Here is a 14,732-nt window from a genome sequence, read left to right on the forward strand (position 1 = left end):
TAGGATGATGAACCAGGTTAATAGATATGAAATGGGTTAGATCCGTAGATAAAAATAGTCGGGCTGGGCTCGTGAAGCTACCTCGAAATACTTTACAAATAGCGCATATTAAAAACATAAAACGACATTCATATACCGTAAAAAATACCGAAGTACTTTTTGTAAAAGATGCCAGCAACACAGTTAAAGTTCGAAACTTGACCACTATTTGCAGAATTTTCCGTACAACGATGAGTCCCGCCACGCCCCAATCAGGAAAGATCCAACACCATCAAAAATGATCAAAAATCAAGCGTAGCAAACACTTAAATATGCACGCCTAGGTAGCATAAAGAGATATTTACGTGACCTAGAGTCCGATCATTACTCGACCAACACAACAATCAGAGCTTACGAAATTGACGCTACACAACCTACCCCGCAAGACGAACTTGCTTGATGCCTGACGCCTTCCGAGAGCCTAAGGCTCTCAGAAGAAAATTTGGTACTATTCTTATCGACGAACCACCTAATTCAGGTCACGACAGAGAGCTCCATAATCATTAAAACTATATTCAGCTAGTCATTACGATTCCAAATAAAAGAGATTTGTCCCCAACTGAGGTTGCGCCATCCGCACATACCCACTCATAGTCTGCACGCTTTTAGTCTGCAAATGGAGATCAGCGGAAAAATCGAATAATTGGTAGCCTCCCGGCCGCCAGCATCCCATCCCCTCATCTAGAAAAAGCCGTGATATTTCACCATCGGCCCAGGTCAACACAAACTCTCTGCTGTGCCCAACATCGCGTTTATCACCGACCTTCAATTCAATCCGCTTGTCTACCAAGTCCTCGATAGAAGCGCGTAATACATCGTCTCGCATCACCTGGCATGACCAATTATGATTGATTGCCGCAGGCATACGTGTACGCTCATTATGCATAGCTGCGGTTTCGAGCTCATAATTTGTGTCACTATTAGTGAAAGGTTGTAGTCCAGCCAAAACCTTGAGTAGCAAAGCGATATGTAATGGAGTTACTAGATACCTGTCTCTATAGTAAACATTGGCTAGCTTCCTGCTTTCAATCAATTCAATTCCAGTATGTCGCTGTAACGTCGACCAAAACCTTTCCCCGAACTTATCTAAATTTCCATCACAATCAGTTTTGAGAAGCAATGGAACTGCGCCAACGATAGTTGGCTCAGAGACAAGGGAATCCACTGATATATCGCGATTGCTGGACGGCAAAGGAAGCTTCTCACCTACTGAAATCAACACATCATCACTACGTCCCCATTCCACGCCAGGCACTAGTACTGGATCTGAGGTAGCCCAAAAACGTGGCATGTCTCCTTCAGCCATAGCAAGTAGCTTTACATCGCCGGATACCATATTCTCGACATAAAGTTCTGCAAACTCTAAGTTTCCAGAAGACGCCTCATGAATGGCACTCAGGATTCTTTTTTGACTTGCAGGAATTTCGGCGTATGAACCTTTTGGCCCCAAGAGCCTTATTTTTACCGACTCACCGGCCCAGCGTTTTAAGTCAGACAACAGAGGCCAATTGAGTAGATCCCAATCCTCTGGCGCCCCATCCAAAAATAGATTAACGACCCTAGGCCTAGTTTTGAACGAGTACATTCTTAATGACGTGCCGATACCAGTTAACTCAGCCTTTACGTCTCTACCTATTGCTCTCAGCTCACCAGGCAACACTTGATGCTCGTGCCATCTATCCAAGAACTGTAGCGCCTTAGCGCGATCAAGCATTTCTGATTGATGTTGGCTGTCCCAATCGAGCAAACAACTACTACACGCAGTGTCACACTCATCAACACAACGAAGCAATTGGAGCGCTTTGGCGACAACATCGTCGAAATATTGAACCAATTGACCCACATATCCCGCGCCCGACGTTGCCATATCATAAAGGTATATCGCATAAACGCGATCGTAAACAGGATCAAATACTTCTTGTACAGCGACGCTAACTTCCTGTGAATCAATGCCAAGCTTATTCACCAACCCAAAACGTAGTGCATACCCCACAGACCAAGCGACGACTTTATCCTTGATCGGAATTTCAGATACTGGATCGTTCAATCTTAATTCAAGCACTGACGTAATATCTTCACCTGCTAGCCACAGATCTTGCTTCAACGCCCACACATTATCATTACCCGGGCAATGCTTCTCATGATCTGACTCTTTGCCGCCCCGTAATCTGAAATGTGGAGGGCTGTACATAATCTCAGGAACTTCACCCTCATTTAGCTGAGGAGCCGCCCTTCCGCAAAACAAGCAAAGAGAATAACCAAACCCATTTGGGCCCGCGTTAAAAGATAAAATTTTTCCTTGATCTGAATATCTAAATCTACCTAATACGGGGTTCGCAAAACGTCGAAAATCACCAGAAGCAACATTAACCCTCGGTGGATTTACCGGAAGATAAGTAGGTGTATTCACATCATTGTGAGGCTCGTATGAAAGCTCAACAGCAAAACCATTGGGCTCTACAATACGGTTGGTCTTAAGGTCTGAAGACTGGCAAGCAGTACATACTTTTGGCATAACCGAGGTAGTATCACCTGCGCCACAGCTTTTGCAAAACCAGAGCCAACGTAGCGGCACGTTTTCTGGTGGCGCTTCAACAGAAGCTGGAATATGCCAATTAAGCGTGACTCCGGAAGACTGATAGACCGCACCATCCAATACAATCTCTGCGCCGGGAGCGAACTCTCTGATGGCAACAGAGCGCTGACGGGATGGGTCACCCCGCCGAATGCTTTGCTGATCGATACGAGTAGTATCTTCCTTAGGTTGTTTTGCATTATTGAAGTCTCGCATGGTCGATGTCAGCATGGACACGATGCCAGAAGGAAACCCATGCCCCGGCAACATACCCGAGACCGTCAGTTCCTTGAGGAGATACTCAGTTCTCAAGCGCACGAGCTCTCGATCAATTGACTTCACCGCTGGCAAACTATTATTAGCTTCCTTACCTGCAATGCACTCCTCACGCTGCTTCAAGAACACCCGTAACTCGTGCTGCCAAGAATTCGCCAATTTCCCGACAGTTTCTGCTGTGCATAGCATCAACTCTTGCGGGCTTATCGATGCCAATACAGTGTGTTGAACTAGTGATTTAACTGCGTCGACCACTTCCGGTTGACTGCCCTGATGCAGACACTCACACCATGCTCGGAACTGATGGCAACGTTCAGCTCCCGTCGTATGAGCTTCTTCAAAGAACCAAGCGCAATTAAGCTTTGGGATATCCTGTTCGAACCGCTTAAGCCATTCAGCCAACAACAGCGCATTAACGTGTCGTTGCGCGATCAACTGGCTGTTGACCTCAACCTTCGGCACCGTCATGGCACTGACATCAAACGGCCATTTCGGATTATTAAAGACTTCCATCCCATGAGAAGTCTGTTTACATAATGTAACACTAAGTGACGTCGCCTCCTTACGGCGCCCAGCGCGACCGGCTCGCTGCTGATAATTCGCCTGGCTTGGCGGCACGTTATTCATTACAACGGCCGACATACCACCTATATCGACACCCATTTCCATGGTGGTAGAACAACTGAGAACATTAACCTTACCCGCCTTAAAATCGCTCTCTAGCTGATCTAGCCGACTAGAAGACTGTTGAGCTGAGTGCTCCCCCACCGAAAACCAACTTTCCATCGCGATAGCACGATCACTTCTGTTAGGCCAAACCCACTTTTCTCGAAGAGATCGCACAGTCTCGTCATTTTCAATAAAGTCCTCAATCGCACTCTTCTTATCACCCGCAACTTGCCAGTATCTTGCAGGCAGTTTAGGTAAGCTCAGCTTCTCAGCCGGTTGCATGTCATTATTTGCGTTAGCAACTGAGTACGGCGAGTAACCTCTTAAAGTTACTGGAACTATCTTCCGCGTATAAGGGCAACGCCAGGCTTCCATAACACCAGAAAATAGCACTTCTTGTGTCATATTGAGCTGACAGCCATCGGGGAAGGTCGACATCACTGGTTGCAACGCTGTCCATGCCTCCCCCAAAATCAAGTCCATGACCCGGCAATCCTCAATACTTTCCGCCGATAACTTTAGTATTGACAACGCAATATTGATTAATCGATTCCTTTGGCGGTTACCTGGATAGCACTTCAGCCAGGGACGCGTTCTCCGACTCTTATCTTCTCTGCCAACATTAGGCCCAACAACAAACTTGAAGGAAATTCTTGCACCCATCCAACGCTGGTACTCTTCCGGTATCCGAATAATCGCGTTTTCGCGCAAGAAATGATCGACAATCAAATATAAAAAGTCTTTCCATTCATCGAGAGAAGCGCCCCGACTGGTCCAAAATGATGGAGCCTGTGCAATAGAGCTAATTTTTGGATAACCTAGTTTGACCAGGCCCAACAACTCGCTTTGAGCCCCGCGTTTAGGTCGACGAGCAAATTCTCGAAAAAGACAATATTCTGCAAATTCCTCTCCACTGAGCCTCTTACCCGTCATTTGGTTGAAGGTACTACGCATAGCACCAGACACATCTTTATGCTTGGATAGTATTTCTGCTAATTCAGACCAGCTAATAGAAGGGGCATCAATAGACGGAGTACCCGCAGACGCATGTTCGGCACGCATTTTCGTAAGCGCGTCTAGGAGAATCTGGCCAACAATTGGATCAGCTTTACTAGCTTCATATTTGGCTTCAAGCGCCGCCAATTGAGACTCGGAAACTGACGACTTCGCCACCTCACCAGACTGGACGGGCGCTACCGCATGATATGTCACGCTTCGAATGAAATTTCGATCCGTATCCTGTTGTAAGCGTGCAGCTATACGTGCTGTTCCTTGGCGCGAATCCGTGAAGGTCAGCAATCTGCGCCCCTGATTAGGGCCTGCGCTGGCCGCTCCCTCGGCAGGCGGACAATATTCCAGCACTGTCGGTAAAATATCACCGAGGAAAAAAGGCGCGCCCATCCGTTTTGGATAAAACAATTTCCGAGCTGACCGCTCCTGTTCCTGACAATGCGAACACTGTAAATACTCACCATTATCATCTTGCATAGGTGATACAATAGCGACGGAAAAATCACCTTTTCCCAGTTCAGCTCTCTCCCAGGTCTTGAATTGGAGATCGTCCGTTTTGACCTCATTTGACGGTGCAATCAGACGTCGATAGCCGCTCCCAGAATTAAACTCTTCGATATCATCTGCATCAATATCAAGATGAAACTCATCCACGACCTGATTACGCTTTGGACGCAAAGTATTGTCATGCTCCCCCAACAACATTTCAGCTTCTAGAAACTCTCCACCACAGCAACTACAACTAGTAATTTCAAAAATCGGCGCCTCACAATGTTCGCAAAAGTCATGTTGGTTAAAGTAGACTGCGCCAAACTTCCAATCTTCACCAGACAACTTAGTCCCAGCAACACCATCACAATTAGAGTTGGAACACGCCCACAAGCCGCCAAAGGTTTTCTCAAATATATGAGCCCGTAGCGGCAAGAAAGCCTGACCATCGCTTCCCGTTACAGATGTAAGGATATCCAATAATTTTAGGGTCTGCTCTCGTGTGACCATGGGCCACGTATCCTTAGCTCGCTGATGAATCTCGGAGAGCGTGCGAGGCCCACTACTCACTAAGTGGCGTATAGATTGAGCACCCTGATTAGCCACAAGAGATGACCACGATATTCTTTCATTTTCATTCAAGAAGAATGCTATTTTATCCGAGGGATCACCGCTCAGTTTGGGCACATCCCGGCCACCCCGAACGACAGAAACCTGTGACATATCAACACCGGCCATATCTGCAAGGAATTGGCGTAACTCATCATTAGCCTTCTCATCGTCACCACCAATCGTTGCCGAAGTTGCAACAAAACGGACATCCTTTCGACTAACTCCAAAAGCAATCATCACACGACGCAACATCAATGCCAGTTCAGCCGCCTGAGAGCCGACATAAGTGTGTGCTTCGTCCAAGACAATCCAGCGCAACTTCCCTCGTGACGCATCCAAAATTGGCTGGTCATCTTTACGCACTAGCATGTATTCAAGCATAGTCGCATTGGTTACCAGGATAGGTGGTGGACTCTCACGTAGGGCTTTTCTCGATTTAACCTCTTGCGGCTCATCTCGCTCAACCGTCACAGGAACAGTAGAAGGAGTTTCACCGTTATATAGGGCAAAACGAATGTTACCGTTAAATTTACCGGTCCAAGCAGCGAGGCGATCTCGCTGGCTCTTTATCAACGCATTCAAAGGGTACAAAAATAGCGCTCGAACCCCCTCGATACACCCACTGATGACTTCTTGCTCTCTAGCTAGATCATCGAGTATCGGGAATAAAAAGCACTCCGTCTTTCCGGAACCTGTACCGCTGGAGACCAAAGTCGACTTCCAGTTTTTCGCCATCAAGGTATTCCAAGCCTCGACCTGGTGCTCATATGGTCTGATGTCCTTGGAAAAGGCATACTCTTTACGGTACTTAGCATCTGGATTCGCCAGAGAATCCGGAATGGACCGATGAAAAAGTTGCCCCTCCAACTCGGCCATAGTCTTATCGCCGGTCTTATATCCGAATGTGGCTTCAAATACTGGATCTGCTAAAAGTGATCCTTTGTTACCTGGGCCTGATGATAGTACTTCACTAAGGTGGTGATTAAGGCACTCATTCTTAAAACTCAACTGGCTAACGACTGATCGATATGCCCGGCGATCCAACTGGCTAATTAGCGATAAAAATTCAATTCTATTTTTCTTATTCATAGTAAGATCAATTCTTAGTTGGCCTTATAAAAACACACACTCGTCGTTATAAAAATTTGTTCGAATAGAGATGGGCAAATCGCTTTCATAGACATGATAAAAGCTCTTTGACCTGAATTTAGATACGATCCACTAATGACACTAAATGATTGCGCTACATAAGCATCCAGCAATGGACGACGGAACCCCATACCACCATCATCTAACCACGGCAACTTTTGTTTAAAGTGAACTTCCCAATCTTCACGACTCAAGCCTTGCGGCCACTGCCCTTCACCCATCTGTACATACAAATTTTGTTTCAAACTATCATTCACAAAATGATATAGAGATCTAGAATCAAATTTAAATAGATTGGCATAATTTTTTGGTGAACGCCCAACCACCTTATCCATAGCAATATCACTAATAACACCAAATTCCGGCACAAGTTTGTCTAGATTCTCGATCTGTGTAAATGCCGACTTAAGTAATAAATCCTGATAACCAGACTGGGTATTTTTAATATGACTTATATATCCGACAAGAGCCTCAACCAACTGATTAATAGGCAATTGCCACCACCTAAAAGGCAAATAGTTCTGCCAATCAATCAACAACGGAAGATCACTGGGTGTCATGCGAACCAACAATCCAGCTACCACCTCTGGGTACTCGATTATCATTTCATACAAATCGATCGAGTCCGGATGTGCATCAGAAAGGCGCCGAACAGCTGAAACCAAATCAGTCCAGCCATCGGCTCCAGGGTTGGCAAGTAGAAGCTCCATGAAACTCCTTAAATGATGTCGCCGTTGATATTTACTGGGCAGTCTAAATATGAACTCCAAATTCAATATCGATGATTCAGTATGGTCTTCATCGATGACATCCGTATCATCTGTCGTATAGACCAGGCATGGGCGAACATCACGCTCCATTCCATTAGCGGCAAGTGCAAGACATGGAGTGGTTTGTGTATCGACAGCTTCTAACTGCCAGACGAATGAATTATCGTCATCGAGAAACTGATCGCTGACATGCGGCACTTCCCCACCTGTCATTGAAATAAGCTTAATATCCATTGGCTGATTCAGGGGAAGATTATCATTGCAGCGATGAGCTACTCGTGAATTCTCTGGATCATATACCAACTGACTGTCAAATTGATTCACTTCTATCCGAGCCAATGAAGACCCATTAGAAACAATCTCAAGCAACACCGTAGCATCTAGATCTGCGCTATAGCTAAACAAGTCTCGCATTGCTGCATACAGTTCCACTAGTGGGCGTTCATGATATCCGCTGCTGGCGGACAGGATGGAGCGACTGAATTGCAACGACGAACGACAAATACTGCTATTGATGTCTTTAGCCCTTAGCAGGCCATGCAATTCAAACCTATCATGTTGCTTATGCGATACCGCTACGGCAGATACACTCATCAATTGATTGACAGAAATTACTCTCTGCTGGAGTTGTCTACCATTAATATCAACAAAATGAGCTCCCTGACCGGGGAACGGCAAGAACAACTTCGTACGGCCGGCTCCCTCCCAGCTCAAATTGACCTCGATTTTTCCAGCGAAAGGCTGGAAGGACTGGCAATCTAAACAAAGCGTTTCGTTATCCTCTCTCACCTTTACCAGTACGTTAGCACCGCCCTCAGCAGCTACCTTGGCGCTACCATGACCATCTATCAATAACCTACCCAGTAGAGGATCATCAAAGGGCTCGACACGTATACGACATGAAATAGGTAAAACCGCCAACCGGCCAGAGAAAATACAATTTCCATCATCGACAACACGTAGACGAATGTCCCCGACAGGTTGACTTTGTGCGAGACAGCGCCACTGACCACGGCGACCAACGTAATTCCAGAATATCTGATGGACAGATACCTGTCTTGAGGGGCCATTTACCACGCGATATAACGAGGGAAAGCCGCAAAACACCGGATTATTTCGTAGTTCGAACAGGTACTGCCGTTCTCCTCTCAGTACACAGCAGTTTAAACTGTCTTCACGATCTCCAGCACTAATTCGGCAGGTAAATTCATCGTTTAAGCCAACTTGAATACTGCCATTAACTTGGATCCATAGGCCGTCTTCGTGGAAACCACGGTTATGATAATCTAGCCGCTGGAAACCATCACCATCGATAATGGTGCAATCCGTAGGCAGCAATACATACAATTCTTCTAGGCGACTACGAACGGCCCCATGCCCTAAATAAATTAGCTGCTCATCATCCAGATAACATGATACAGGCAGTTCATTATCCAGCCCGTCGGCACCTGCGACGGTTAGTTCACCCAGGCGCTCTCCTCCATACTCCATTACTAGGCAGTTAACACCAGATTCTGCCGCAATATTTAACAGTAGCTTATCCGGACTATAGGCATACAGAAAATAGCCTGTAGCTTCACGACTCATTGAAGCTACTTTAGTAAGGATCCCTTCAGAATAAACTGCTAATTCAAGACGACGAGGCAACTCATCTACCTTGAGGCACAACTCTTCGGCCAGTGACTCGAGGGGAATCTCAGAGACCAGTTCAAATTTCGCACGGTGCTCCCAGTAACCATCAGCATTACGAGTGAATCTACGCGAAATTTTCAATTGATTGACGTTGCTTCTACGCCTATCTCGCGCGTTCCTCAGCAAACCATCGACTAGCAATTTCACGTTATCCTCTTCAAAATTAAGAGGCAACTTCGACTGCCATCCCGGCTGCTCACGCTCAAGCGTCTCAAAGGGGGATCCTGTAATCTCCAACGTTTCGGATAAAGCGTAGATCGATGAAACGGTGTCAGCAGCAAGCTGATAAACTGCCGGTCGGCGAAATGCAGCAGGCAGACGATTGCAATGGCTTTCAGCAATTTTCTCAGCAGTCATGCCAGCACCAGAATACATCGCATAATCATCGAGTATAGCTTTCAGATATCGGGTAAGATGTGTCTCTGAACGCTCCACCAACTTCACTGGAAAGCCGCCTTCTGTAACCACACTCATTAGATACGACGTAGAGCCGGAACCTAACCGGTTTAATTCTCTCTTCCAGAAGGCCATGCCATCTTTTGTCAGAGCCTGCCTATCTTTAATAGACAAGGATGGCCAGCCTATACTGGCAGTCATATCATCCCAGCGCCAAGGGCCACCATTATATTTTCGCCTAGACCACTCAGCAGCATATAGGACAAACAAGCGCTCAGTACCTTTCAGCCAATTCACAGAGCCATAGAATGGCTTCAAGCAATGCGCCAAAGTATTTGCCAACGCCTCAAATTCATCCACCCGCATTCTATATGCATATAGCGGGCGTCCATCTGGATAACGCAATCTACGCGATTCCTGATTTAGGAATGCACTTAACCACTGTTTATCTATCTCTGGCATATATTTATTCTTCTATCATTCTGATCATCGATTGACTTAGTATTTCCAAGTATCAATCAAATCATTCGAACACTAAAATCACGATATAGTACTGAAGTGACCGATTTGAGAAAAATTGCCGACACATTGATAACGAGCACCGGAATCTTGGAATTTTTTATGACGTATAGCTGGTTAAACGGCCATCCTTTACCGAATATCGGGCCTTTCCTCCAGCAGGTTTTTTAAAATATCTCGCATATAGCGTCTCTGCACCCGTATCACCGAGCTCTATTGCTCGCCGCAAATAGGTCTTGGCTAGATTTCGTTCGTTATAGGTCGTATTCAATTGCGTGAGATAGTGAGCTGACAGCAGTTTCATGGCGGCTGCGCTACCGCGCTCTACAGCTTGCTGAAGGTCACGAGTCATTGAATCAAAATCTCCCTTGAAAGCATGCTCTCTTGCCTCCATGAGACGATGCTCAACGAAGCCAGTTTGATTTCCATCCCCGTATTTGCCCAAAGCCCGTTCACGACTGACAAATCCTAAGCGCCAGTCGGGCAGCTTTTGTTCACGTTCTTTTAACCATTCATAGGGTGGCGGCTCGAGCCCATCTGAAACACGATACCGAACCCCTTTTTTTCCACCTATGCGAAAGGTGGTTATATTCTCATCTGGCTCAATGCCTAGTTCTGTGCGAAGCCAACGCTCACAGGACCACTGCCAACATGAAATATGATCATGAACGGAATCCTGATGAGAAGATAAAATCTCGCTTAATTCAGGCGGCTCCTCACTAAGCAGCAAATTCTTGCTATTGAACGATTTAGCAAAAGCTCGAATCTCAGAATATGGGCTGCGAAGGGGCTCAACTAGAATATAGTTTTCAAATTCCAAAATAATTAGATCTGATTCTAAATCTCCCTTCCGACTGTCTTCTTGGCGCAGGGTCTCGTAGTTCTTAAATGTTGGCTCATATTCAATAAGATAATTCGCGGTAGTTGGTGACACTAGGAGTCGGACCGACAACATGCGCCCGGCATAGTGCTGCCAAAAGACTGCCCGCCCCCCCAGATGACGAACCTCAAAATCTTCCAGGCCAAGCTTACCTCTCACTTTAGAACCAAGAATCATCCGTGCAAAACGGTTGACAGTTTCATATTCAGAGAGACTAATTATTTCGCCTAATGCAGAACGAACATGATCTTCTAGCTCTGGCCAAATTGAATCTTTGGCTCTTGGTTTACAAGTTCTTTCAAGCCATTCAAAAATTTCTTCGGGCCATACATTTTGATCTTCACGTAGAATTACTGCCGACGCGATCGCTGACCTAGACACTCTTCGATCTGTTTTCCAAATCGTATCTAGCCAAGGTACAAGCGATTTAATAGCATTAGCGTTCAAGCTAGAAATAAGTGGCGGAATAGCTGCCGAAGATTGATGCAGCAAAGTGGTACATCGTGGAAGATTTAGGCGAGCAAAAAGCGAGGTCAACGACTCCCCATGCCCGAGTGCCATTCCCGCAATTTGGATAAAACCGTTGTCTCGCGCAGCGAGAACAAGTTCCAAAACCTCTTTTTCTATGCCTTTGACGCGACCACTCAATAAGCTCAAGTGGTCCATTAAAACAGGCGGGAACCGATTAATGCCACCGTCGAGTGTGATGGCAACACGGAACAAAGACATATGGAGAATGCGAGGGTCCGCCAAAATAGCATTAAATATATTTACACTAGATTTGGCTATCTCCTCATTATCATGTTGCTCGTCCCACAGCCCCTTCTGGTCAAACAAAGCCACCCAGTCAAGAATTGTCAGAGCCTTGCCATTGCCCGATTCCAATAATTCCAAAATTTCATCAATCGTCTTTGGCGGGAAAATCAGGATGTCTTCATGGTATTTCCAGGGTAACTCAGAAAAACCATCATCCTGAGCCAGCGCCAACATTCTTCTGGGCCGCGCTGGCACCGAAGAGGCATATCGTTCGGCCCAATCAGCCATCGACAACTCCTAAATTCTCTTCGAACCAGTGCTTGAAGTCTTGAGATTTAAACTGGAAGCGGAATATCACTCTGCGGTCGGTAGACTTATCAAAGTGAATCTCAGCGTCAGCCTCCCCCCGCCCAGAGACCAGTAGCCGGGATTGAAATTCGCTTTTACCTGGAAAATCTAGACCCGTAACTAGCGTGGAGACGCTGTTAGCCCGCTCAAGGCTAAGCCGCATATTGTGATCCCAGCTCCCTGCAGAGCTGGTATGCCCCTCGATTACGACATTCTGAATCTGATTCGCGATCTCTGCATCCGCAAAAATCGCGCCGCTGTATACAGGAACAAATTTACGAAGAAACTCGACACCCTCTCTCTTAAGCCGCGCATCGTTACGATCAAACAGCACCGAGTCTAGAATACTGATATCTCCCGTCTGTGGATCGACTTCAGCATTAATCCCTTGTGCATTGAGAGTCTGCTCCAATGCCCTAATAATCACGATCCGCCGATTTTCGGATGCTTCCATTGCCTCTCTGAGCTGTGCCAATGCTGCAATCAATAGTAGAGCAAAGATCATCAACAAACCTGACATCAGATCGCCAATCGATAGCCATGCACCAGTTTCATCAACTTCAGATTCCGGATGCTCGAAAAGAGTGGATTGCATTATGCAGCCCCTTCTGTTTCATGCATGCTCTGCATTTCGAGAGTCTGCATCGCAGTGACCAGCAGGTTGGCAGCCTCCGCAAGCCTTGAGTGGACCTTGTGGGCCGCCTCGTCAAAGCTGTCAAAGAAACCTGTATTCACTTCTTGTGCCCTGCGGAAGTATTTATCCATCTCGTCGGGCATCTGTTCAGTCAACTTATTGAAGCGCTCAGCACCCTCTTCATACGCAACCCGGAGCTTGCCTACCTGACTTCCAACGGCTTTCGCCGCATCCTCAAGCTGACTGAACGCACCGGCCTTGGCCATACCGACGGCACTCACCAGGTCACTCACTGTAGTAACCCCCTCTTGAAGTTTTTCGTACTGTTCAGCGATTGCTGTAAACTGCTCACGACGCTTAACGTGTTCATCCTCAAATACCTTCCGGAAATCGGAAACAACACTTGCCAAACCATCCCTCTGCTTTCCCAAGGTATTTTCAAGCAGGTTTTCTTGCTGGCTGAAAAACTGCTGCAAATTGTCTTGATATTCAAGGCGAAACGTCTCCAGCTCTTTCTGAACAACGGCCGACATCGACTTCACCTTATCATCAATATTCGCAAGCCCTTCAAGCAGATTTTGTTTGGCGTCTCCCATTAATTGACTGGATTCTTCGCCAACCTTTTCAAGCGTCTGATTCTGTTGTTCAAAGGCCAAAGCAGCACGTTCGGCGCTTTGTTCGAAGGCCGTGCGCTGCGCCCCCATCCCGTCGATTGCACTAGCCAGTGCCGAATTAATTTCTTGAGCAACACGATCAAGTGTTCCTTCCGTGTCATCTTTAAACTGACTGAGAATATCCTTTAGAGATACCGCAAAATCTTGCAACTTAGTCATGGTATCCCGCTGGAACTCACTCAGAGTTTCCGTTGTCGAGCCCAAGCTATTAACCATCGCATCCAGTTTCTGAGCAAGTTTTTCCACAGAATCATTAGTTGCTGTCACAGCACGCGTTACCACCTCAGTTTGCCCCATTACTGGCTGAACTACTTCATCGCGGATTGCTGTAGTCAGCAGTTGGATTATTTCACGGCCATTTTCTTCTTTGATCGCCTTGAGCTCAGCAACAGCCCTAGGAAGCATTGTTAGTGGCGGCGCAACCTCTTCCTTTACCGCTGTGCGAACAGCCTCTGAAATATTGTTAGCAATCTTTTCACTATTGAAGCTGCCTAACGTTTCATCCAATGATCGGAGAGTTTGGGATAAATTCTGGCTTGTCTTAACCATCGCATTCGCAGCTTGCATTTGATGTCGCACTAACTCTTCCTGACCTTCAGATTTCAGGTTATGAAGTAGTGCAACTGGAGATAATGTTATACACAATTCTCCTAACTCGTGGCTCAAAGTACGATAAGCCCGCTCGCGTTTCTTTCCGTAGAAACCGAGTATTAACATGAAGGCAATTGAGGCCATTAGACCAGCAAGAGAAGTATAAAAAGCGGTTTTCATTCCGCTAAGTAGCGTCCAGGCAGACTGCATCAATGCCTGTGAATCCCCGCCGGCATTAAAGTCACTCAAACCGAGAGAGATTCCTGTAAAGGTACCCAAAACACCGATCGTTGTTAGCAACGCAGGAACATAGCGATATGGGGACGCAGCAGCTCCCGGCAACAGGGCTCCAAGAGGCTGAGAAAGTAAGAAGCGCCCATTGGACTTAGCAATTTTCCGGCCACCGTTTTGAAGATCCGCTTCGCGGATAAAAGCCTGATCTAAAATTGGGTCAATATTTTCAGTGGTCGCTTCAGAGTTTGAACCTCGACTGAGAAAATCTCTAACCGAGACCCAAGATTCCAAGCGAGTCCTATAGCGCTTGGAAACTCGAGTCTCGAAAGCCCAATAGAGAAAAAACAATACAACAATCCCGCCGATACAAAGCGAGTTAATCAACTCCTGGCCCACTACATCCTCTCAATAGTTGTGG

At 46.4% G+C, this 14,732-nt stretch carries 5 protein-coding genes; all 5 read right to left on the minus strand.

The genetic code is table 11. From position 1 onward, the window contains the following. Window positions 1-565 precede the first annotated feature (565 nt). The 5 genes from ACXAG1_RS16215 to ACXAG1_RS16235 all read right to left on the minus strand — a co-directional run bounded on the left by ACXAG1_RS16215 (window position 566) and on the right by ACXAG1_RS16235 (window position 14,710). Window positions 566-6,760 carry a DEAD/DEAH box helicase gene (locus ACXAG1_RS16215; RefSeq protein ID WP_475120265.1) on the minus strand — a complete coding sequence of 2,065 codons (6,195 nt, stop codon included), beginning with the start codon at window positions 6,758-6,760 and terminating at the stop codon, window positions 566-568. A gap of 14 nt (window positions 6,761-6,774) precedes the next feature. Then, window positions 6,775-10,140 (minus strand): STY4851/ECs_5259 family protein, encoded by a 3,366-nt coding sequence (locus ACXAG1_RS16220; protein ID WP_475120266.1) that lies wholly within the window; start codon window positions 10,138-10,140, stop codon window positions 6,775-6,777. Window positions 10,141-10,297: 157 nt separating this feature from the next. After that, entirely contained in the window at window positions 10,298-12,121 is a 1,824-nt protein-coding gene (locus tag ACXAG1_RS16225) for an EH signature domain-containing protein (RefSeq protein ID WP_475120267.1), read from the minus strand. Next, window positions 12,114-12,776, minus strand: coding sequence for an OmpA family protein (locus tag ACXAG1_RS16230; protein ID WP_475120268.1), 663 nt, complete (start codon window positions 12,774-12,776; stop codon window positions 12,114-12,116). Before ACXAG1_RS16230 ends, ACXAG1_RS16225 begins: the two co-directional genes overlap by 8 nt. Continuing rightward, window positions 12,776-14,710, minus strand: a complete 1,935-nt coding sequence (locus ACXAG1_RS16235) for a hypothetical protein (RefSeq protein WP_475120269.1) — start codon at window positions 14,708-14,710, stop codon at window positions 12,776-12,778. The genes ACXAG1_RS16230 and ACXAG1_RS16235 overlap by 1 nt, the downstream gene beginning before the upstream one ends. Window positions 14,711-14,732: the final 22 nt, after the last annotated feature.

This window comes from Microbulbifer sp. ABE4_465 (assembly GCF_056160765.1).

Excerpts from the sequence above, each read along its gene's own strand:
- ACXAG1_RS16230 (WP_475120268.1), bottom strand. The coding sequence starts at position 12,776 with ATGCAATCCACTCTTTTCGAGCATCCGGAATCTGAAGTTGATGAAACT.
- ACXAG1_RS16220 (WP_475120266.1), bottom strand. The coding sequence starts at position 10,140 with ATGCCAGAGATAGATAAACAGTGGTTAAGTGCATTCCTAAATCAGGAA.
- ACXAG1_RS16215 (WP_475120265.1), bottom strand. The coding sequence starts at position 6,760 with ATGAATAAGAAAAATAGAATTGAATTTTTATCGCTAATTAGCCAGTTG.
- ACXAG1_RS16225 (WP_475120267.1), bottom strand. The coding sequence starts at position 12,121 with ATGGCTGATTGGGCCGAACGATATGCCTCTTCGGTGCCAGCGCGGCCC.